This window comes from Pedobacter glucosidilyticus, assembly GCF_002483235.1.
GTDB classification, from domain to species: Bacteria; Bacteroidota; Bacteroidia; order Sphingobacteriales; family Sphingobacteriaceae; genus Pseudopedobacter; species Pseudopedobacter glucosidilyticum_B.
In genome coordinates this window covers 118,907-138,048 of sequence record NZ_DLHN01000037.1, presented here as the reverse complement: position 1 = coordinate 138,048, position 19,142 = coordinate 118,907, and the positions used below count along the sequence as shown (strand labels likewise).

At 33.1% G+C, this 19,142-nt stretch carries 20 protein-coding genes; 8 read left to right on the top strand and 12 right to left on the bottom strand.

Annotation, left to right across the window (positions count from 1 at the left end):
- Positions 1-55: 55 nt before the first annotated feature.
- A complete protein-coding gene (gene serC / locus B2745_RS15965) occupies positions 56-1,123 on the top strand; it encodes a 3-phosphoserine/phosphohydroxythreonine transaminase (RefSeq protein WP_304068737.1) in 1,068 nt (355 codons plus the stop codon).
- A 112-nt stretch (positions 1,124-1,235) separates the two neighbouring features.
- Positions 1,236-2,183: a D-2-hydroxyacid dehydrogenase gene (locus tag B2745_RS15960; RefSeq protein ID WP_304068734.1), complete on the top strand. Its 948-nt coding sequence runs from the start codon at positions 1,236-1,238 to the stop codon at positions 2,181-2,183.
- 60 nt (positions 2,184-2,243) lie between these two features.
- On the opposite strand, the gene B2745_RS15955 is transcribed toward B2745_RS15960, so the two are convergent.
- From B2745_RS15955 to B2745_RS15910, 10 genes are all read right to left on the bottom strand, one after another.
- A complete protein-coding gene (locus B2745_RS15955; RefSeq protein ID WP_304068731.1) occupies positions 2,244-2,813 on the bottom strand; it encodes a hypothetical protein in 570 nt (189 codons plus the stop codon).
- A gap of 15 nt (positions 2,814-2,828) precedes the next feature.
- Positions 2,829-3,431: a tetratricopeptide repeat protein gene (locus tag B2745_RS15950; protein ID WP_304068729.1), complete on the bottom strand. Its 603-nt coding sequence runs from the start codon at positions 3,429-3,431 to the stop codon at positions 2,829-2,831.
- Position 3,432: 1 nt separating this feature from the next.
- Positions 3,433-5,424 (bottom strand): tetratricopeptide repeat protein, encoded by a 1,992-nt coding sequence (locus B2745_RS15945; RefSeq protein WP_304068726.1) that lies wholly within the window; start codon positions 5,422-5,424, stop codon positions 3,433-3,435.
- 1 nt (position 5,425) lies between these two features.
- A complete protein-coding gene (locus B2745_RS15940) occupies positions 5,426-6,748 on the bottom strand; it encodes a hypothetical protein (protein ID WP_304068724.1) in 1,323 nt (440 codons plus the stop codon).
- A 14-nt stretch (positions 6,749-6,762) separates the two neighbouring features.
- The gene (locus B2745_RS15935) at positions 6,763-7,773 is read right to left on the bottom strand and encodes a hypothetical protein (RefSeq protein ID WP_304068721.1); all 1,011 of its coding nucleotides are present in this window, start codon (positions 7,771-7,773) and stop codon (positions 6,763-6,765) included.
- Between the two features lie 79 nt (positions 7,774-7,852).
- The gene (locus B2745_RS15930) at positions 7,853-7,999 is read right to left on the bottom strand and encodes a hypothetical protein (RefSeq protein ID WP_304068718.1); all 147 of its coding nucleotides are present in this window, start codon (positions 7,997-7,999) and stop codon (positions 7,853-7,855) included.
- Positions 8,000-8,012: 13 nt separating this feature from the next.
- Positions 8,013-9,416, bottom strand: coding sequence for an MBL fold metallo-hydrolase (locus tag B2745_RS15925; RefSeq protein WP_304068715.1), 1,404 nt, complete (start codon positions 9,414-9,416; stop codon positions 8,013-8,015).
- A gap of 25 nt (positions 9,417-9,441) precedes the next feature.
- Entirely contained in the window at positions 9,442-11,268 is a 1,827-nt protein-coding gene (locus B2745_RS15920) for an ABC transporter ATP-binding protein (RefSeq protein WP_304068712.1), read from the bottom strand.
- 67 nt (positions 11,269-11,335) lie between these two features.
- Positions 11,336-11,848 carry a hypothetical protein gene (locus B2745_RS15915; RefSeq protein ID WP_304068710.1) on the bottom strand — a complete coding sequence of 171 codons (513 nt, stop codon included), beginning with the start codon at positions 11,846-11,848 and terminating at the stop codon, positions 11,336-11,338.
- Positions 11,849-11,895: 47 nt separating this feature from the next.
- Complete coding sequence (locus B2745_RS15910) at positions 11,896-12,672, bottom strand: SAM hydrolase/SAM-dependent halogenase family protein (protein WP_304068708.1); 777 nt, start codon at positions 12,670-12,672, stop codon at positions 11,896-11,898.
- Between the two features lie 101 nt (positions 12,673-12,773).
- On the opposite strand from B2745_RS15910, the gene B2745_RS15905 reads away from it, so the two are divergent.
- The 6 genes from B2745_RS15905 (at position 12,774) to B2745_RS15880 (ending at position 17,168) form a co-directional block, all read left to right on the top strand.
- Positions 12,774-13,742 (top strand): PhoH family protein, encoded by a 969-nt coding sequence (locus B2745_RS15905; protein WP_304068705.1) that lies wholly within the window; start codon positions 12,774-12,776, stop codon positions 13,740-13,742.
- Positions 13,743-13,823: 81 nt separating this feature from the next.
- The gene (locus tag B2745_RS15900; RefSeq protein WP_304068702.1) at positions 13,824-14,768 is read left to right on the top strand and encodes a phosphoribosylaminoimidazolesuccinocarboxamide synthase; all 945 of its coding nucleotides are present in this window, start codon (positions 13,824-13,826) and stop codon (positions 14,766-14,768) included.
- A 56-nt stretch (positions 14,769-14,824) separates the two neighbouring features.
- Positions 14,825-15,202, top strand: coding sequence for an STAS domain-containing protein (locus tag B2745_RS15895; RefSeq protein ID WP_026904387.1), 378 nt, complete (start codon positions 14,825-14,827; stop codon positions 15,200-15,202).
- A gap of 18 nt (positions 15,203-15,220) precedes the next feature.
- Positions 15,221-16,132 (top strand): ribonuclease Z, encoded by a 912-nt coding sequence (locus B2745_RS15890; protein WP_304068699.1) that lies wholly within the window; start codon positions 15,221-15,223, stop codon positions 16,130-16,132.
- A gap of 143 nt (positions 16,133-16,275) precedes the next feature.
- Positions 16,276-16,983, top strand: coding sequence for a Fic family protein (locus B2745_RS15885; RefSeq protein WP_304068697.1), 708 nt, complete (start codon positions 16,276-16,278; stop codon positions 16,981-16,983).
- On the top strand, positions 16,941-17,168 hold the full coding sequence (locus B2745_RS15880) for a Fic family protein (RefSeq protein ID WP_304068765.1): 228 nt from the start codon (positions 16,941-16,943) through the stop codon (positions 17,166-17,168). Before B2745_RS15885 ends, B2745_RS15880 begins: the two co-directional genes overlap by 43 nt.
- Before the next feature lie 85 nt (positions 17,169-17,253).
- Here the strand turns inward: B2745_RS15880 and B2745_RS15875 are convergent, their stop codons facing one another.
- Positions 17,254-18,198: an MlaD family protein gene (locus tag B2745_RS15875; protein ID WP_304068694.1), complete on the bottom strand. Its 945-nt coding sequence runs from the start codon at positions 18,196-18,198 to the stop codon at positions 17,254-17,256.
- Positions 18,199-18,222: 24 nt separating this feature from the next.
- Entirely contained in the window at positions 18,223-19,038 is an 816-nt protein-coding gene (locus tag B2745_RS15870) for an N-acetylmuramoyl-L-alanine amidase family protein (protein WP_304068691.1), read from the bottom strand.
- Positions 19,039-19,142 lie beyond the last annotated feature (104 nt).

The following is a 19,142-nucleotide window of genomic DNA, read 5'->3' as shown; positions in this document are numbered from 1 at the left end:
AAACAGTGTTTAATTTTAATTATTGCATAAGAAACCAAACAAACAACTCAAACAAATGAAACATAATTTTGGCGCTGGTCCATGTATTTTACCACAAGAAGTATTCAAACAAGCTTCACAAGCAGTATTAAATTTTAACGATACAGGGCTTTCTATTTTAGAAATATCACATCGTAGTAAAGAGTTTATTGCCGTATCTGAAGAGGCTATTAAAATTGTAAAGGAATTAATGAATGTGCCAGAAGGTTACTCGGTTCTTTTCTTACAAGGTGGTGCAAGTTTACAGTTTGCCATGGTAGCTATGAATTTACTTCAAGAAGGTAAAAAAGCTGCTTATTTAGAGACCGGAGTTTGGGCTAAAAAAGCTATAAAAGAAGCTAAATTATTTGGTGAGGTAGAGATTGTAGCATCTTCAAAAGACGCTAATTTTAATTTTATCCCTAAAGGATATACCATTCCAGAGGATGCATCTTATTTCCATATTACTTCTAACAATACCATTTACGGTACAGAGCTTTTTGATATTCCTAAAACCAATGTTCCTGTGGTTTGCGATATGTCTTCTGATATTTTTAGCAGAGAGATAAACGTTGCAGATTTTGATTTGATATACGCGGGTGCTCAAAAAAATATTGGTCCGGCTGGTGCAACTTTGGTAATTGTAAAAGATGAGATTTTAGGTAAAGTTAACAGAACTATTCCTTCTATGTTAGACTATAAAGTACATATTGAAGGAGAATCAATGTACAACACGCCACCTGTTTTCTCTATTTATGTATCTTTATTGAACTTAAAATGGTTAAAATCTAAAGGTGGTATTGCGGCTATCGAAAAAGAAAATATCGCTAAAGCTGAGGCTTTATATCAAGAAATTGATAGAAACCCATTCTTCAAAGGAACAGCAGCAGTTGAAGATCGTTCTAGAATGAACGTTTGCTTTGTGATGGAAAATCCAGAACTAGAAAAAGATTTCTTAAAACTTGCAGAAGAAAAAGGTTGTGTAGGTATCAAAGGACATAGAAGCGTTGGTGGTTTTAGAGCATCTATATACAATGCTTTACCTATTACAAGCGTTCATGTATTGATAGAGGCTATGCAAGAATTTGCTGAGAAGCATAAATAAAATAGATTTGAGATGTTAGATAAAAGATTTGAGATTCTTGATTAGTCTCAGATATTATTGCTAACATCTCAATACTCACATCTTAAAACTCAAATCCAAAATAAAAAACAATATGAGAATCTTAGCAAATGATGGTATAGACCCGATAGGAAAAAAACTATTGGAAGAAGCCGGAATTGAAGTTGACACCCAGAACATCCCACAAGAAGAATTAGCTTCTAAATTAAATGCTTATGATGGTATAACGGTAAGAAGTGCAACCAAAGTAAGAAAAGAACTTATTGATGCTTGCCCTAATATTAAAGTTATTGGTCGTGGTGGTGTTGGTATGGATAATATTGATGTAGAATATGCAAGAAGCAAAGGAGTTGCAGTAGTGAACACGCCAGCATCTTCATCATTATCTGTTGCTGAGTTGGTGTTTACTCATCTTTTTAATGGTGTAAGATTTGTTTACGATGCTAACCGTAAGATGCCTGTTGAAGGAGCTACTCAATTTAATAACCTTAAAAAAGCTTATGCAAAAGGTAGCGAGTTAAGAGGTAAAAGCATTGGTATTATAGGTTTTGGTAGAATTGGTCGTGAAACAGCTAAAGTTGCTTTAGGTTTAGGTATGGATGTTTTAGCTTATGATTTAAGCGATGTACCTGCCTCTTTAACTTTAGAGCTTTCTGGCAATATCGAAGTGGAAGTTCCGGTTAAAAAAGTAAGTTTAGAAGAGTTAATTTCTCAAGCTGATTTTATCAGTATCCATACGCCTTTCATAGAAAAACCACTTTTAGGTAAAGAAGAGTTTGAGAAAATGAAAAAAGGCGTTGGAATAGTAAACTGCTCTAGAGGTGGTACTATAGATGAAGAAGCTTTAATTGAAGCTCTTGATAGTGGTAAAGTTGCTTTTGCTGGTTTAGATGTTTTTGATAACGAACCAACACCTAGAACTTCTATTTTACAACATCCAAAAATCTCTTTAACTCCTCACATTGGTGCTTCTACTAACGAGGCTCAAGAAAGAATAGGGGTAGAGCTTGCTAATTTGGTTATTGAAGTTTTAAAAGGGTAAAATTTTATTAATGATAGAATAGATAGGTCAGATGTTTTTAAAACATCTGGCCTTTTTATTTTAAGCTTTTGGAGCTTGTTTAATTAAAGCATCAATAACTAAACTTCCGTTAGGGAAATTTCCTTGTAAATCAAATATTCTTTTTTTGCCTCGTTTAGATCTTATGATGAGATATGGAGCATTTACACGAGGGCTCTCGGCAATAGCTGTTATACCGTCATAATAAGTAATGGTTGGTGCAAAATCAGAAGCATTCCAGATTTCTGTATGCTTATATTTTAGAAAATGCCAGGTAATGATTTTAACTTTTTTATCCGGTAATACTTCGAGTACTAAAACATACCTATTGCTTAACCATAAGATGGCAGCTAATAAGGTATTTGCCAAGAGAAAAAAGATAACCTGCCACACTCTTGCTGTAAAAGTTGATGAATAATGCTTTAAAATTTCTTCTTCTGAAATTGTAACTGTTAAATATGTGGTGAAGATGCTTGATAGGAAACAAATCAAAAGAACGAAATAAAGCGTGGGTGCTCTTTTGGATTTGAAAACTAATACAGGCTTAGGTTGGTTCCAAATATTTTCGCTAAGTTTCTTTTGTTGATAGGCTTCTTTATGAGTGTCTTTCATCAGAAGTAAATTCAATTATAATTTTGCTTTAGCTTCTTCATGACCTTTATCGGCAGCTTTTTTGAACCATTTTTTTGCTTCTTCTTCATCAGCATTTAGGTCAAGCCCCTCTTGATAGAGTAAGCCTATTTGATACATAGCTTCTTTATTTCCTTTATCAGCAGCTTTTTTAAACCATAATATGGCATCGCTATAATTTTGTTTTGTCAAATTTAAAAAACCTAATAATTCCATACCGTCTGCAATTCCTTTTTGAGCAGCAAGTTGATAGCAATTTTTAGCTTCTTCATACAAATCATTATTTTGATAAATGATACCTAAGGCTATAAGGGCGTAACTATAATTATTCTGAATAGCTTTTTTATACCAGTTAATAGCTTGTGCATAATCCTGGTCTCGGCCTTGTCCATTTTCAAACATATAAGCTAAATGATACATGGCTTCTGCATTGCCTTTGTTTGCAGCTTTTTCATACCAAGTAAAAGCTTCTGTCCATAATTCTTTAGAGGATGATAAATTTCCGTTTTTGAGTTCGGCTTGTCCTTTTTCCTGCGCATAAGAAGTACATAAGGTAATAAGACTAAAAACACAGATGAAAAGAAAGCTTTTAAGTTTCATATTAATAATGGTATCCTTTTCCTTGACACAATGAACATTTGCTAGCTACACTTTTGTAAGTATTATGTGTTGTTGTAGTGGTAATTTTCTTATCGCCACTTATGGTACTACCTGTTTTATAAGTTACATCTGTAGTAGTATAAGAGCCTGATTTTACAGCATTGTAAACACTACCAGAACTATTGCAAACATTACATTTTTTCCTGAATGGTTCATCGCTCTCATGACGTAAAACGGTAATCATACTATTTACTGGTGCGCCTTGTGCTGAGGAATAAAATATTTTATCGTTGGCATAAAAACCACTTAGGGTTCTTATGGCAACAACTTTTTTTACACCGCCTACCATGAAAACGGTACCTTCTCTTAAAGGGTCTTTAAATAGTTCTGCATTATCTTTAAGTAGTGCGGATGCTCCGGTTTTTTGTTGTTCTGTAGCGTTAGGACTATCTATAATCATTTTAGTAAACATTGCTCTTCTAAAAGGATTAGCTTGTTTGCCATAACCATAATATCCAACCAAATAAAATAAAGATGGGATGTGGTGACTATTATTTTCCAATATGTTAACTCCTTTTGAGTCTTCCTTACGTTCTATCAGATATTTACCATATTCAAAAGCCGCATCGGTATGCTTTAATTTTAATGCTTGTTCGTAATAAATATCCGCTTTAGTAATGTTTTTTTGTTTTTGATAATTCTTGGCTATTAAAAATTCCTTTCCCCCTGTTTGTGTAAGGGTTTGAGATAAATAATTAATCTGAAATGATTTAACAGGAGATGTTTTTAATATATGTAAAGCTTCATCGGTTTTTAATTGAGCGATATAGATGTTAGCAGTTTCTATAACAGCAACAGAATCAGCTTTTTGAATGCCCTTTTGAAACCATGTTAAGGCTTTGGTGGTATCTATATTTCTACCTTCACCTGTTAGATATGCTTTAGCTATAGCTAAAATGCTTTTTATATCGCCATTATCAGCACTTTTTTGCATTTCATCCAATTTTTTGCTTTGTGCAGCAAATTTTAATTGTGGATGTGCTTCTATGTATCTGGGTTCTTTAGCTAAACTATCTAATTTATATTGAGCAGCTTTATATCCTTTATTTAGTGCTATATTATAGTGTTTTTTAGACAAGCTCCAATAAGTACTGTCTAATTTTATAAGTAAGATTTTGGTATTAGGTAGCATTTGGTTAGCTATATCAAATTCTAATTCTCCGTTATCTGGGTTTAGTTTTCCTTTACTATCTATCAAATATTTTTTCTTATTATAAGTAACGGTTATGGTTTCGTCTTTTAAAACTTTTTGTAAGCTTTCTACTGGGAATCTTTCGCTGGTGATTTCTTTTAAATCAGGATTAAGAACACCTTCAAATCTTCTAAAGCCTTTATCGTTTTCTACTTTAGCGTAGGCAAAATATCCGTTACCCAAATATCTAAGTATATTAAAATGAAAAGGAGTTATAAGCTGATGATCTCGGGTTGCAATAGCAAGTTGAATTGCAGAACCTGTTTTTTGTCCTACTATAATGTAATTTGTACCTCCGCATATACCAATACTTTGATAAGTTGGCGGGATAAGTATTTTACCGGTCTTATCCATCAACCCAAATTTACCTTCTTTTCTAGGCGCATAAACGGCAACACCATCTATAAATTTATAAGGACTTTCGCAAATAAAATCAGTTAATTGAACGCCTTCTTTATTAAAATATGCCCATTGATAATTAGCACTTTTAATGGCAAATGTGTTTTCTTTTGTACTGGCAATATCCCAAAAACCATTCTTCTTAGCGTTAATAGTTGCTGTAATTTCTTTTTTCTCGTTTAAAACAACTGCTTTATCAAAATTGCTGGCCACGCTATAACCATCTTCTAGGTTTATTAAAGTCTTGTACTTAGAAGCGTCATACTTTTGTGCTAAAATAGGATAGTTACTCAGTAGCAATGCTATAGTAACATTTAAAAATATTTTTTTGTAGTTATTCATGTTAATTACATGTTGTTACTTGTTGTGTAATATTAACATTTTCTGTGCTTATAGTCAAGTCTTCTGTTCCGTTAAAAGTAATGGTGTGTTGCAAAAAAGTTCCTCCTAAAGTAACTGATGGAGTTTTAAAAGTCAAATTTTCCAATTTGATATAAGTTGGCATAGGAGTTAGTTTACAGGCTGGTTTTTGCATGTCTATCCATTCTACTGTTAATCTGTTAGCTATCCAATCATATTTTAGCATAGCAGCCATATTATTATCAAAAGAAATGGCAGAGCCTCCTGAATTTGCCGGTAAACTTACTTTATGCTTTAATTCTAGATTTTTATCAAAAATAAGTACGTCTTTAGTTTTAATATTGGTGGCTAGTTCTATGGTTGTATTGTAAGAAACACAATAATTTCCTTCTTTATCTCGGTGTACACGAGTTACTTCAAATTGATCTAAGCCGTCTTTCATAGGAGCACTGTTTAATATTTTTCCATCGCTGTCAAACTCCACTATAATAGCTCTCGGAAATAAAGAACCTTGTAGAACATAACCAGTTAAGGCAAAAAATCTATTATCACCAGCCTCTAAAATAGTATTGGTGAAAAAACCTGTTGATGGGTTTATAGTTAACTCGGTAACAACATATTTAACAATAGATAAGTCTGATGTTTTAAGGATATAAAATCGTAAATGATTGCCCCCCATTTGTAGCATGATATGATCTCCTGCTTTGATAATATCTGCTCCGTAAGTCCATCTAGAGCCTAAATCGCCAATGGTTGTATGTAGTAAAACTTCACCGTTTTGAGGATTAATTTTAAAAAGCATAAAATTACACAGTGCCCATAAATGTCCATTAATCAATTTTATAGCTCTTGGGGTTACATCGCTAGGTGTAGCATAAATGCCAATGGTCAATTTAATTTTTTTTGCCCAGATGATATTCCCGTCGGCATCCATCTTTTTAATACCTAGATTATTTTGGTCTGTTTTGGCAAAAGAATAAATATCGCCATTACTATGTACATAATCTGAAATTACCTGAAATCTAACGGCAGAAGAATACTTTTTGATAAGATTTACTTTACGGTCTGTAGTACTTACTCTTACTATATAATTACCATTGTTAATATCGGAAGCATAGAGGTTATTGTTATTTGTACCTATCCAATCCAGAGATACATTTTTTAAACTTAAATTTGTAGTACCGCTTTTACTTGCTGTAGAAGGTGTTTCGTCAGGATTTTCTTCGTTGTTAACAACAGCAGGTTCTTTTTTATCGCAGCTGATTAATCCGACAATCAAAAAAATAAATACAAAATATTTCATCATTTTATTTTAAAAAATTAAGGAATAGGTTCTTTACTTTTAAATAAGCCGCGGTCTGTACCTACCCAAACATAATCATCTTGGTCTATAGCAGCACATAACAGATTACCTTGTATATTTTTGTAATTGATAGTTTCTTGTCCGTTATAAAAAAGTCTGTTAGCTTGCGAAACCCAAATACTTTTCTCGCCAGTTTTATCTTGCCCGATATGGTAAACTAAACCCGCTTTCCAGTTGGCAGAGATATTAAACCAGCTGTTACCACTACCCTTACTGGTAGAGTAATAGGCAGCCAAAATATTGGTTAAACCAGATGTAGAATATTCATAGGTACATAAAGTTGTTTGTTCGCTATTGTTTTTGATGTAAAAACCGGCACAATAGCTAGGCTGCCTACTAGGTTCTCTATCTAAAATTCTCGAAAAAGAAGGGGTACGCCTGATAAAGATTTTTCTACCATCTGGTGTAATGTTTCCAAAGAAACCATCTTTATAATTGGATCTTCCGAATGATGCGTAAACAGAGCCATCTCCATTCCAACTGGCTCTTACAAAATTATGATTAATTAAATCTCGGGTATTGCTAACTTCTGCTTCTGCCTGGTAGTTTAAGCTAGAAGTGCCATTTTTTGGCGTATCATAAACCCAAAATTTAGCGCCATAAGCTTCGCCTAAACTATTTCCACCAATAAAAATTTGTTCGGCATTGGGTTTTAAGGCAATACAGTTAATGGTTTGACCACTAATTTTTAATTTTTGTTCCCAAGTTTTACCCTGATCATAAGAATAAAAAATACGATTATCATCATCTAATAATGCCCCTGTACCATTTGGGTTAAATACGATATCCTCGTACGCCCATCTTCCTGATGTTACTGTAATTTCTTCAAAATCTGCGTTTTGAAGCCAGTTTTCTAACCGTACTGTTCTAGGAGTTTCATTTTCAGCGGAGTTATCTGTTGACTTACTACAAGCGCTGATTAATAGTAAAGAGAATAAATAAAAGGAGTAGAAATAAGCTAACTTCATATCCGTTAAGTTTTAGTGATATAAAGTTAGTTTATTTAATTTAGTCACAAATACGAATAAATTCGTATTTGATAGCTGTTTATTCTAAACTTTTAAGCAATACCCAATAACGATAGCCTGTTAAAGCCTGTTCAAACTTGCTTAATTTAGATGGATCTTTTCTGTATAAACTAGGTAAAACAAGTTTATTTAGCTTGTTAAGTGTTTGAAACAGTCTTTTCTTCATCTCAAATTTTCTTCTAAAGCTCAAATATCATTCCTTTTTCTGGTATTATAGTTTCATAGCCATCATCTTTTAAAGCGTTTTGTAAGGCCAGCATACTTTCCTGCTCGCCATGTACCAAGAAGATTTTTTTTAAACTCGTTTTAGGCATAGCCTTAATGTATTCCATAATGCCATGATGGTCTGCATGTCCACTTAGTTGATCTGTTTTCTTGATGGTAGCAAAAACAGATAAATCTCTGCCTCTTAACCTTACCACAGCATCGCCTCTAAGTAAACGATAACCTAAAGTATTTTTAGCGCAATAACCTATGAACAGGATGGTAGCATAAAAATTCTGGATATTATAGAATAGGTGGTCTTGTATTCTTCCACCTTCTAACATCCCTGCGGATGAAATGATGATGCAAGGCTCGAAGTGGTTAGATATTTCTTTGCTTTCTTTAAGCTCTTTTACATAAGATAAATTAGCAAATTCAAACTCATCACCATTCTTCTGATAAAAAGATCTGGCATCTTCGTTTACATAACGCTGATGTTTCCGATAGATATCAGTAGCCATAATTGCCATTGGACTATCTACAAACACAGGTACTGGTGGTAATAGGTTTTTAGAGAATATTTTATTGAGTGTATAAACCAAAGATTGAGTTCTACCCACACTAAAAGCTGGTATAATTAAACGGCCAGGTTGGTTAATACAGGTTTCTTTAATTACCCTGATGAGGGTTTCCTCTATACTTTCTGTAGCGGTATGTAAACGCCCTCCGTATGTAGATTCTGTTACCAAAAAATCTGTTTCTGGTAAATTTTCTGGGTTGATGAGTACTGGATAATTTTTTCTGCCAATATCGCCTGTAAAGGCAATGGTTTTGGTTTTACCAGCTTCTGTTACTTTAAAATGAACTGCTGCAGCACCCAATAAATGCCCTGTAGGAATAAATTGTAGCTCTATATCTTCTCTTATCTGAAACGGTTTATTGAAACCAATGGTTACCATCCTATCAGCAGTATCCAATACATGTTTTTGAAGATATAAAGGTTGTTGCTGTTGATGATTGTGATGGTGTTTCTTAGAGCGTCTTTTAAAAGGTTTTTTGTTTAGCTTACCTAAAAATATATTTACAGAGTCTGCTAATAGCAGTTGTGTTAAATCTGCTGTTGGAGGTGTACATAAAATTTGCCCTTCAAAGCCTAATCTTACTAAAGTAGGTAAGTTTCCAGAGTGGTCTATATGTGCATGCGTAAGCACTACCAAATCTATCTCTGAAGGTAAAAAAGGAAAATTTATATTCTCTAGCAGGTTAACATCATTTTCATAATCTAAACCACAATCTATCAAGATTTTGTAGTTATTTACCTCAAGCAAATGCATGCTTCCGGTAACTTGCTGCGCAGCACCCCAAACAGTTAATTTCATAAATAATAGCTTGCTTTAAATGAGTTTATACTTCAAACTGAAGCGCACTTAAATGCTTGTATAAACCTTCTTCGTTTTTAATAAGTTCTTCATGAGAACCACTTTCTACAACTTTTCCTTGGTCTAAAACAATAATTTTATTAGCCTCTCTGATGGTTGATAAACGATGTGCAATAATGATGGATGTTCTACCTTTCATTAATATTTCTAACGCTTCCTGAACCAGCCTTTCAGATTCTGAATCTAGAGAAGAAGTGGCTTCATCTAAAATCAGTATTGCAGGGTCTTTTAATAAAGCTCTGGCAATGGCAATTCTTTGCCTTTGTCCGCCTGATAGTTTTACGCCTCTTTCGCCCACCACGGTATCATAACCTTCTGGAAAACCAATAATAAACCTGTGAGCATTGGCCTGTTGTGCAGCTTTGATAATTTCGTCTTTAGTAGCATTTAACTTACCATAAGCTATGTTTTCTAAAATGGTACCACCAAATAAGATAACATCTTGTGGTACTATGGCTACTTGCTGTCTAATATCTGTTAAAGCATAATTGTTAGCTGGTTTACCATCAAAAAGTATGTCTCCTTTTTGTGCTTCATAAAACTTTAGAATTAAACCTGCTATGGTAGATTTTCCTGCGCCTGATGGACCCACAATAGCGATTTTTTCTCCAGCCTGAGCATCAAAAGAAATTCCATTTAAAACGGTAATTTCTTTTCTTGATGGATAAGCAAATTCTATATCTCTAAAACTTAAACTACCTTGTATTTTTTCTTTGATTTTATTTTCAGACTCATGGATAGAAATAGCTTCGTTTTTTTCATCTAGTATTTCTAAAACCCTTTCTGATGCGCCAATAGCTTTTTGGATATTAGCGTATAAATCTGGAAAGCTACCCATGGCTGCACCCACAAAAATAGAATAAAGTACATAAGCTAATAAATCTTCCACCTGTAGCGTTCCGCTTTCTACTAAGACAGAACCATACCAAATAACACCTAAAATAGCTCCAAACAAGCAAAATATAATAAAAGCAGCAAAACCACCACGGTAATTAGCACCCCTGATAGCAATTTTAACTACTTCTCTTAAACTTTTATCGTATCGGTTTGCTTCATAGGCTTCGTTTACAAAAGCCTTTACATTGCCAATACCTTGCAAAGTTTCTTCTACAACGGTGTTAGATTCTGCTAGTTTATCTTGTGCATCTCTGGATATTTTTCTGATTTTTTTACCGAAAATAACTCCGGCTAAAACGATAATTGGCAATATAGAAAGATTAAACAGCGTAAGTTTTCCAGAAGTGATGATTAATAAGGTTATACCACCTATCAATAAAATAATTTGTCTGATGATTTCTGCTAGGGTAGTGGTAATGGTATCTTGTATTTGTGATAAATCTGCTGATATTCTGCTGTTTAGTTCGCCTACTCTTCTGTTAGCAAAGAAGTTCATGGGTAAGGTGATCATTTTAAAGTAGGTCTCTTTTCTGATATCAGCCAAGGCTTTCTCGGCTACTTCAACAAATAATCTAATTCTGAAAAAAGAAACAAAAGATTGAATAAATAAAATTCCAAAGGCTAAAAAACCGATTTCATTAACGGTTTGAGGTAAGAAGCTATACTCAGATGGATTTCCTTGAGCGTTACCAACCATGACTTTTATCAGCGCAGGGAAGGCAAGTGCAGTAATACTGGATAGGAATAAAAAAATCATCCCAACCATAAATTTAGCTTTGTAGGGTTTCAGAAATTTTAATAAACCCGAAATTTTGTTTAAAGACTCCTTGTTTATTTTTGCCTTAGGTAACTCGGCTTCTTGTGAACTACTGCTGTTAAATCTGTTTCTTGCCATCTTAAAATGAAAAACGCCGTTACATTGCTAACGACGTTCAACAAAAATAAGCTTTTAAAATTTTATTCTATTTGTTCTGGTAAATTTTACGGTATATAAACACTCCTAGTCCTAAAGTCAGAATCAAGAGTAAGTAAAATAGTACTTGATAAGAGTGGAGACTGTTTTCTGTTGCTTCAAGCTCATTTTTAATTCTTTCTCTATCGTTTTCTAATTTATTGATGGTACGCATATAAGCTAAATTGCGACTTTCTGATTCTTTAGATTGGCTTAGCACTTTTTCTTGCTCAAAAGTTTTATAATCTAATAGTGTTTTGGTTTCTTTTAAAATTTCATTATCAGTTTGGATAATTTCTATCAAAATATCAATGCTTTTTTGCATATCTTTTTTGGTTTTAAAACCAAAAATACCGGTTCTGGTATCTAAGCTTTCTGCATACAAACCAAATTTACTACTTCTGGCATCCAGCATACCGTTTATTTTCTTACGTTGAAGTTGGTATGCTAAACTATCACTTTGTGTGTTAGCAAATAGGTTGGTGGAATATAAAATTATTAAAATAAAAAAGTATTTCATCATCATTAAGCTTTTAGCATCCATAACGGTATAAAATGCTTTGTATTTTTTTAATGGAACTCAATCCTTATGGTATCATTAATATGTAAGCCTAATAAACCACTGGCTTTACCTTTATTGATGGCAATTTCTAAGTGGTTAGAGATGCCAAATAAACATAATTTTTCTCCCTCCGGAACTTCATTGTAGTGCCAGCTTAACTGATTGATGGTTTCATTCCTTTTGAAGGATAAAGTAAAGTTTCTGCCTTTTTGAACTTTTGTAAACAGATCTTTACTAACATTGGTCACCACATTTTGGAAAGAATCTATAAAAATTACACTTCCTTTAATCATGTCTTTTTCTATGACTGGGTGAAGGTGCATTCTTTGCTCTATACTAGCGGTAGGAATACCAATCTCTACAAGTTTTCCACCTTTAGCAAGGTGGCAAGCCGCTTTTACAAAAATATCAGCCAATGGGAAATGTAAAAATTTAAGGTCTTGCATGATATTAATCTCTACAATTTCTTCGGGTTTATCCTCAAAAATCAAAGAGAAAATTCCATTATCAGAACCAACAAAATAATGTCCTTTGTATTTTATGGCAAGGTATTTATTATCTTCACTGTAAACGGTATCAATACCAATAAGGTGTACAGTACCTTTTGGGAAGTAATTGAAACAATTTTTAAGAATAAAAGCAGCCCTCGAAATATTGAAGGCTTGGATCTCATGGGTGATATCAATTATATTAACATCAGGTAAAGTACTCAGTATACTTCCTTTTAGGGCAGCCTGATAAAAATCTTTATAACCTAAGTCTGTAGTTAATGTAATAATTGCCATTAAATTTGTGAATATTTATTCTTAATCTTGCATTACAAGAACAATGCTACAAATATTAAATTTTTAATTCAGATAAATATCAGGAACATAAAATCTATAACTTGAACGAACTGAAAATTACCTTAGAATCTGTCAACCCAGCTGTGTTATGGGGACCAAATAATGAATACTTTGAATTGATAAAGCGTTCATTTCCAAAGATTAAAGTTGTTGCTAGAGGCAATGAGCTTAAAGCCTTAGGTGATGAAAGCGAGCTGATAAATTTTAATGAAAAAATTTCAGCCATTATCAATCATCTTGATAAATACCAAAATTTATCAACCAATGATATTGAATCGCTTTTAGGGGCAGTTGCTACATCGGCACAAAAAGATGCAATTAAAGAAGGAGGAGATACTCATGCTTCTTCATCCGAAGTAATCGTTTTTGGACCTAATGGCATTATGGTGAAAGCCAGAACAGCTAACCAAAGGAGAATGGTGAGTAGCATCAATACCAATGATGTATTATTTGCGATTGGTCCGGCCGGTACGGGTAAAACCTATACTGCGGTTGCTTTAGCAGTTAGAGCTTTAAAAAACAAAGAAATCAAACGAATTATTCTTACCAGGCCAGCGGTAGAAGCTGGAGAGAACCTAGGCTTTTTGCCTGGTGATTTAAAGGAAAAGATAGACCCTTATCTAAGACCTCTTTATGATGCTTTGGATGATATGATTCCGGCAGAAAAGCTTAAAACATACTTAGAAAACAGAACCATAGAAATTGCACCTTTAGCATTTATGCGTGGCAGAACTTTAGATAACTGCTTTGTTATCTTAGATGAAGCCCAAAATGCTACCGATATGCAGCTCAAAATGTTTTTAACCAGAATGGGTCCAACCGCTAAATTTATTGTTACCGGTGATGTTACCCAAATAGATTTACCAAAAAAACAACAATCAGGTTTGCATAATGCGCTACGTATCTTAGCTGACATTAAGGGAATAGAAATTATTTATCTGAGTGGTGCCGATGTGGTAAGACATAAATTGGTAAAAAAGATACTAGAAGCTTACGGAGATATTCAGTAAAAGTAGAAAGTTAAAAGTGTATAAGGTTGATAGTTTGATAGACTTCTAAAGTTTTTATCATTACTACTCACAAAAAAAAGAATGAAAGCAATCAAAGAAACAAGATTTAATCTTCCTGGTCAAACCAATTTTTATAAGGGTAAAGTTAGAGATGTATACACCATTCAGGATAAATATCTGGTGATGGTGGTAAGTGATAGAATTTCTGCTTTTGATGTTGTCTTGCCAGAACCCATTCCATTTAAAGGGCAGGTTTTAAACCAAATAGCAGCAAAATTTTTAGCTGCTACACAAGACATAGTTCCAAATTGGGTATTATCAGTTCCAGACCCTAGCGTTACCATAGGTAAAATTTGCGAACCATTTAAAGTTGAAATGGTCATCAGAGGATATCTTGCTGGGCATGCAGCAAGAGAATATGCTGCGGGTAGAAGAGTCATTTGCGGAGTACAACTACCAGAAGGATTAAAAGAAAATGATAAACTTCCAGAGCCTATTATAACCCCAACAACCAAAGCTGCGGTTGGGCATGATGAAGATATTTCAAGAGAAGAAATCTTGAAGAGAGGTATTGTTTCTGAGGAAGATTACCTACAGTTAGAAGATTATACCCGTAAACTTTACCAAAGAGGTACCGAGATTGCGGCCGAGCAAGGTTTGATATTAGTAGATACCAAATATGAATTTGGCAAAGCCGATGGTAAAATTCATTTGATTGATGAAATACATACCCCAGATTCTTCAAGATATTTCTACAAAGAAGGATATGAAGAATTACAGGCAGCAGCTAAACCACAAAAGCAACTTTCTAAAGAATTTGTAAGACAGTGGTTAATAGAAAATAACTTTCAAGGCAAAGACGGGCAAGTAATTCCTGAGATGGATGAAGCCAGAGTAATTGCTATCTCTGAAAGATATATTGAGTTGTATGAGAAAATTACTGGCGAAGAATTTAAAAAAGCTGCTACAGATGATATTCATCATCGGGTAGAAAGTCATATTCTTAAAGCATTAACGCAACTTTAAAATAATTCTTTCTTTTTGGCTAAAATTCTATTAAATTACAAGAAATATCAAACGTTATGAAGTTTTCAGTTGATAAACACGAGAAATATGTTTTAATAAAGCTTAATGAGAGCAAATTAAACTCTTTAGTTTCTCCACAATTAAAGTCAGAATTAATTTTAAGCAACACAGAAGGACAAAGAAATATCATCTTAGATATGTCTGGTGTAAAATATGCTGATTCTTCTGGTTTAAGTAGCTTGTTGGTTGGTCATAGGCTTTGCAAAAACGCTGATGGAGTTTTTATTATCACAGGTATCAATGAGGCTGTTTCAAGACTAATCACCATTTCTCAGTTAGATAACGTTATGACCATAGTTCCTAAAGTTGAAGAAGCTATTGATTTGATTTTTATGGAAGAAATTGAGAAAGAATTAAGAAAAGAAATTAAATAGTTTTACCATCCTGTTTCTATGAAGTTTGAGGTTACCATTTTGGGTAGTAGTTCTGCTACGCCTATATTTAGCAGAAACCCAACTTCACAAGTTCTCAATATCAACGAAAGGCTGTTAATGATAGATTGTGGAGAGGGTACACAGCAGCAAATGCTTCGTTATGGTATTAAATATCATAAAATAGAGCATATTTTTATTAGCCATTTACACGGAGACCATTTCTTTGGTTTGGTAGGTTTAATTTCATCTATGAATTTAAATGGAAGAAAAAGACCTTTACATTTATTTGGTCCAGAGAAACTCATGGACATTCTGAACATACAATTTGAACATTCTGATACACATATTGATTTTCCGATAGCGTTTAAAGCCATTAAGCCGGGTAGTGCAGAGCTCATTTTTGAAACCAACGATTTCACAGTTGAAACCATTCCTTTAAACCATAGGATACCTTGTTCTGGATTTATTTTCAAAGAGAAACAACGTTTAAGAAAAGTTTTAAAAGATAAAGTAGCAGCATTAGAAATCCCTGCTAATTATATTCCTTTACTAAAAAAAGGAATAGATTTTACTGATAAAAATGGTAAAGTACATAAAGCTATGGATTTGACCATTGAGGCCGATGAACCTAAAGCTTATGCTTACTGCTCTGATACAGTTTGCGATTGGACTTATATCAACCATATTTATCATGTAGATACGCTTTATCACGAAGCTACTTTTATGCATGATATGGTAGAAAGAGCAAAAGCTACTTTTCATACAACCAGCCAAGAAGCAGGTGAGATTGCAAAAAAAATTGGAGCTAAAAAACTTTTAATAGGTCATTTTTCTGCCAGATACCGAGATTTAAGTCCTTTATTAATTGAAGCTCGGTCGGTTTTTCCGGAGACTTATTTAGCCAATGAAGGTGAAACCTTTGTGATATAACTTTAAAAACTGCTAAAGTCAATTAATTTTCTTGTTTACTTATAAATACTTCAAAATAATATATTGCCGTTATCGGTAAAATTTTGATATTTTTAGATTGTATTTATCTTTTGTTTGCCGATAGGTCTTAGTCTTTCAAATAAATGAAGTATATATCTGTTATTGTTTTTGCAAAAAAATGGAATGTTCCAGAAAGAACTGTTCGTAATTATTGTGCTCTTGGGAAAATAAATGGAGCTTTTTTAACAGGTAAAACATGGAATATACCTGAAGAAGCTACCTTGCCTCTAAAAGAGAAGAAAAAGAAATTTAGTGATAACCCTTTACTCAATTATCTAAAAGAGCAAAAAGAAATGAAGTTAAAAGGCGGGATTTATCATCGTACGCAGATAGATCTTACTTATAACTCTAACCGTATTGAAGGAAGTAAATTGACTCATGACCAAACGCGATATATTTTTGAAACTAATACAATAGGTGTATCTAAGGAGAGTATTAATATTGATGATATTATTGAAACTACCAATCATTTTAGATGTATTGATTTAATAATTGATAAAGCGAAGACTAAGCTGTCAGAATCTTTTATCAAAGAATTACATTATCTTTTAAAATCAGGTACTTCTGATAGTCAGAAAGATTGGTTTAATGTTGGAGAGTATAAAAAACTACCTAATGAAGTAGGGGGGAATGAAACCTGTCCTCCTAAGGAAGTTGCTGCTAAAATGAGAGCATTATTAAATCATTATCACCTTATTGAAAAAAAAGATTTAAAGGATATTATAGATTTTCATTACCAATTTGAAATATACATCCTTTCCAAGATGGAAATGGGAGGGTTGGACGTTTAATTATGTTTAAAGAGTGCCTAGCAAATAACATCGTTCCGTTTATCATAAATGAAGATATTAAGCTTTTTTATTATCGAGGTTTACAAGAATGGACACATATAAAAGAGTACTTATTAGATACTTGTCTTACAGCCCAAGATAATTATAAGGCAATTCTTCACTATTTTGAAATAGATTTTGATTAATCGGGTTTAATTGAAAATATTTATGTGAAAAGAATAATATAAAAAAGCCCTTTAAGGGCTTTTATGTTTTATATGAAAATATTTTTTACTCTTTCTTTCCGCCAAATACAGAGAAGCTTACATAACGTTTAGGATTAGCTTTTAAATCTAGCATCAGCTTATCTAAATTTTGAGCTGCATTATTTAAGTTATTATATAATTTTTCATCATTCAATAGTAAGCCTACAGAGCCTTTGCCTGAGTTTACTTTGTTCATAACATTCTGTAAATCAGCAACAGCCTTATCTGCATTGTCTAAAGTCTGTTTAAAATTAGCTTTAGCTAATTGGTCAGACATGGTATTAAAATTGGAAATTATATTGGTGATTTGTTGATTATTATTCTTCAAATTAGCAGAGATAGATTCGGCATTAGCTAATATGTTATCAATTCTTTTAGATTGCACACCCACCATACCATCAACAGTTTTAGAGGTCGATTCTAAAGTTTCTAAAGTTTTAGCAATACTATTAAAACTTCTATTGATATTTTCTTGGAATGTAGGATTCAAAATCTGATTAACAGATGTTAAAATAGAATCCATTCTAGAAATAAGCATTTGAGCTTTCTTTTGCACAGGTTCTACTTGTTCTAGTATATTTTGTTGCACATTAGCATTTAAAGTATCTCCGTCAACGGCATAAGTGAGGCTACTTCCTAAATCAAAAACTACAGCTTTACTACCAAGCAAATCTGTACTTTCTAGTCTGGCTATGGTGTTTTTAGGGATAGCATATTTAGGATCAATTTTAAATTGAGCTAATATTTGCCCGCTTTCTAGTAAAGTAAGATCAGAAACACGACCAATCTGATAACCATTTACCAGAACAGGTTTAGAAATGGCCAAACCTTCAACTTTATCGTACTTAGCGTAAAATTCATTTTCGCTGCTAAAAATATCGTTACCCTTTAAGAAGTTATAACCTATGATAAAAACGGCAATTGCAAATGCTGCAAGTATACCTACTTTAGTTTCGTTAGAAATTTTCAAAATTTTAAATTTTAATTTTCAAATTTAAGACTCAATTTGCTTTTTGTAAGTGATAATAGCATTTAAAATATTGCTTACAATTTCATCCTGACCTTCGTCAGAATTGATGTATTTTTCTTCCTCAGGGCTGCTGATAAAGCCAATTTCTGTTAAAATAGCTGGCATACCTGCCTTGGCTAAAACTGCTAAACTTTGTTCCTTAACACCCCTGCTAATACGTCCAGATTTTTTATACTCATCTTGCAGTAATGATGCCAATTTAATACTCTGTTCTCTAAAAGTATTTTTCATTAAAGAAAAGATAATATAGCTCTCTGGGTCTCTAGGGTCAAAACCCTCATAATTGTTTTTATAATCTTTTTCTAATAATATAGAAGCGTTTTCCCTTAAGGCGGCATCCTGTTCATCAATTCTACCAAAACCAGATACCAGTGTTTCTGTACCTCTAACTGCAGCTCTATTTTTATAATTATAAGGCATAGAGTTACAATGTATAGATATAAATATATCTGCTTTCTCTCTATTCGCTATCCCAATTCTATCATAAAGTTTTACAAAAACATCCGTTTTACGGGTATAAATTACTTTAACATCAGGTAATCTAGCTTCGATAGCTTTTCCTAATTTTAAAGCCACTTGTAAGGCTACGTCTTTTTCTTTAGAAAATAAACCTCTTGTGGCCCCATCTTCACCACCATGTCCAGCATCTATTACAATTACTTTTACTTTACTAGCGGCAGAAAAGTTATCTTTGCCGGCAAATAAATTTTTTGAAAAAAAGGTAAGAGTTATAGAAAGAATAATACAGCTAATAAACCTTTTGAATGTTGTAATTTTCATTAATTTTGAACGTTTTTCGTTTACCTTGCTTACAAAAATAATATTCATATTGAATTTTGAAATTTACTAATATAATTTTTATCTGTATTGGCGCAATAATACAC

Coding starts and splice junctions, on each gene's coding strand:
- serC (WP_304068737.1), top strand. CDS start 56: ATGAAACATAATTTTGGCGCTGGTCCATGTATTTTACCACAAGAAGTA.
- B2745_RS15960 (WP_304068734.1), top strand. CDS start 1,236: ATGAGAATCTTAGCAAATGATGGTATAGACCCGATAGGAAAAAAACTA.
- B2745_RS15955 (WP_304068731.1), bottom strand. CDS start 2,813: ATGAAAGACACTCATAAAGAAGCCTATCAACAAAAGAAACTTAGCGAA.
- B2745_RS15950 (WP_304068729.1), bottom strand. CDS start 3,431: ATGAAACTTAAAAGCTTTCTTTTCATCTGTGTTTTTAGTCTTATTACC.
- B2745_RS15945 (WP_304068726.1), bottom strand. CDS start 5,424: ATGAATAACTACAAAAAAATATTTTTAAATGTTACTATAGCATTGCTA.
- B2745_RS15940 (WP_304068724.1), bottom strand. CDS start 6,748: ATGATGAAATATTTTGTATTTATTTTTTTGATTGTCGGATTAATCAGC.
- B2745_RS15935 (WP_304068721.1), bottom strand. CDS start 7,773: ATGAAGTTAGCTTATTTCTACTCCTTTTATTTATTCTCTTTACTATTA.
- B2745_RS15930 (WP_304068718.1), bottom strand. CDS start 7,999: ATGAAGAAAAGACTGTTTCAAACACTTAACAAGCTAAATAAACTTGTT.
- B2745_RS15925 (WP_304068715.1), bottom strand. CDS start 9,416: ATGAAATTAACTGTTTGGGGTGCTGCGCAGCAAGTTACCGGAAGCATG.
- B2745_RS15920 (WP_304068712.1), bottom strand. CDS start 11,268: ATGGCAAGAAACAGATTTAACAGCAGTAGTTCACAAGAAGCCGAGTTA.
- B2745_RS15915 (WP_304068710.1), bottom strand. CDS start 11,848: ATGATGAAATACTTTTTTATTTTAATAATTTTATATTCCACCAACCTA.
- B2745_RS15910 (WP_304068708.1), bottom strand. CDS start 12,672: ATGGCAATTATTACATTAACTACAGACTTAGGTTATAAAGATTTTTAT.
- B2745_RS15900 (WP_304068702.1), top strand. CDS start 13,824: ATGAAAGCAATCAAAGAAACAAGATTTAATCTTCCTGGTCAAACCAAT.
- B2745_RS15895 (WP_026904387.1), top strand. CDS start 14,825: ATGAAGTTTTCAGTTGATAAACACGAGAAATATGTTTTAATAAAGCTT.
- B2745_RS15890 (WP_304068699.1), top strand. CDS start 15,221: ATGAAGTTTGAGGTTACCATTTTGGGTAGTAGTTCTGCTACGCCTATA.
- B2745_RS15885 (WP_304068697.1), top strand. CDS start 16,276: ATGAAGTATATATCTGTTATTGTTTTTGCAAAAAAATGGAATGTTCCA.
- B2745_RS15870 (WP_304068691.1), bottom strand. CDS start 19,038: ATGAAAATTACAACATTCAAAAGGTTTATTAGCTGTATTATTCTTTCT.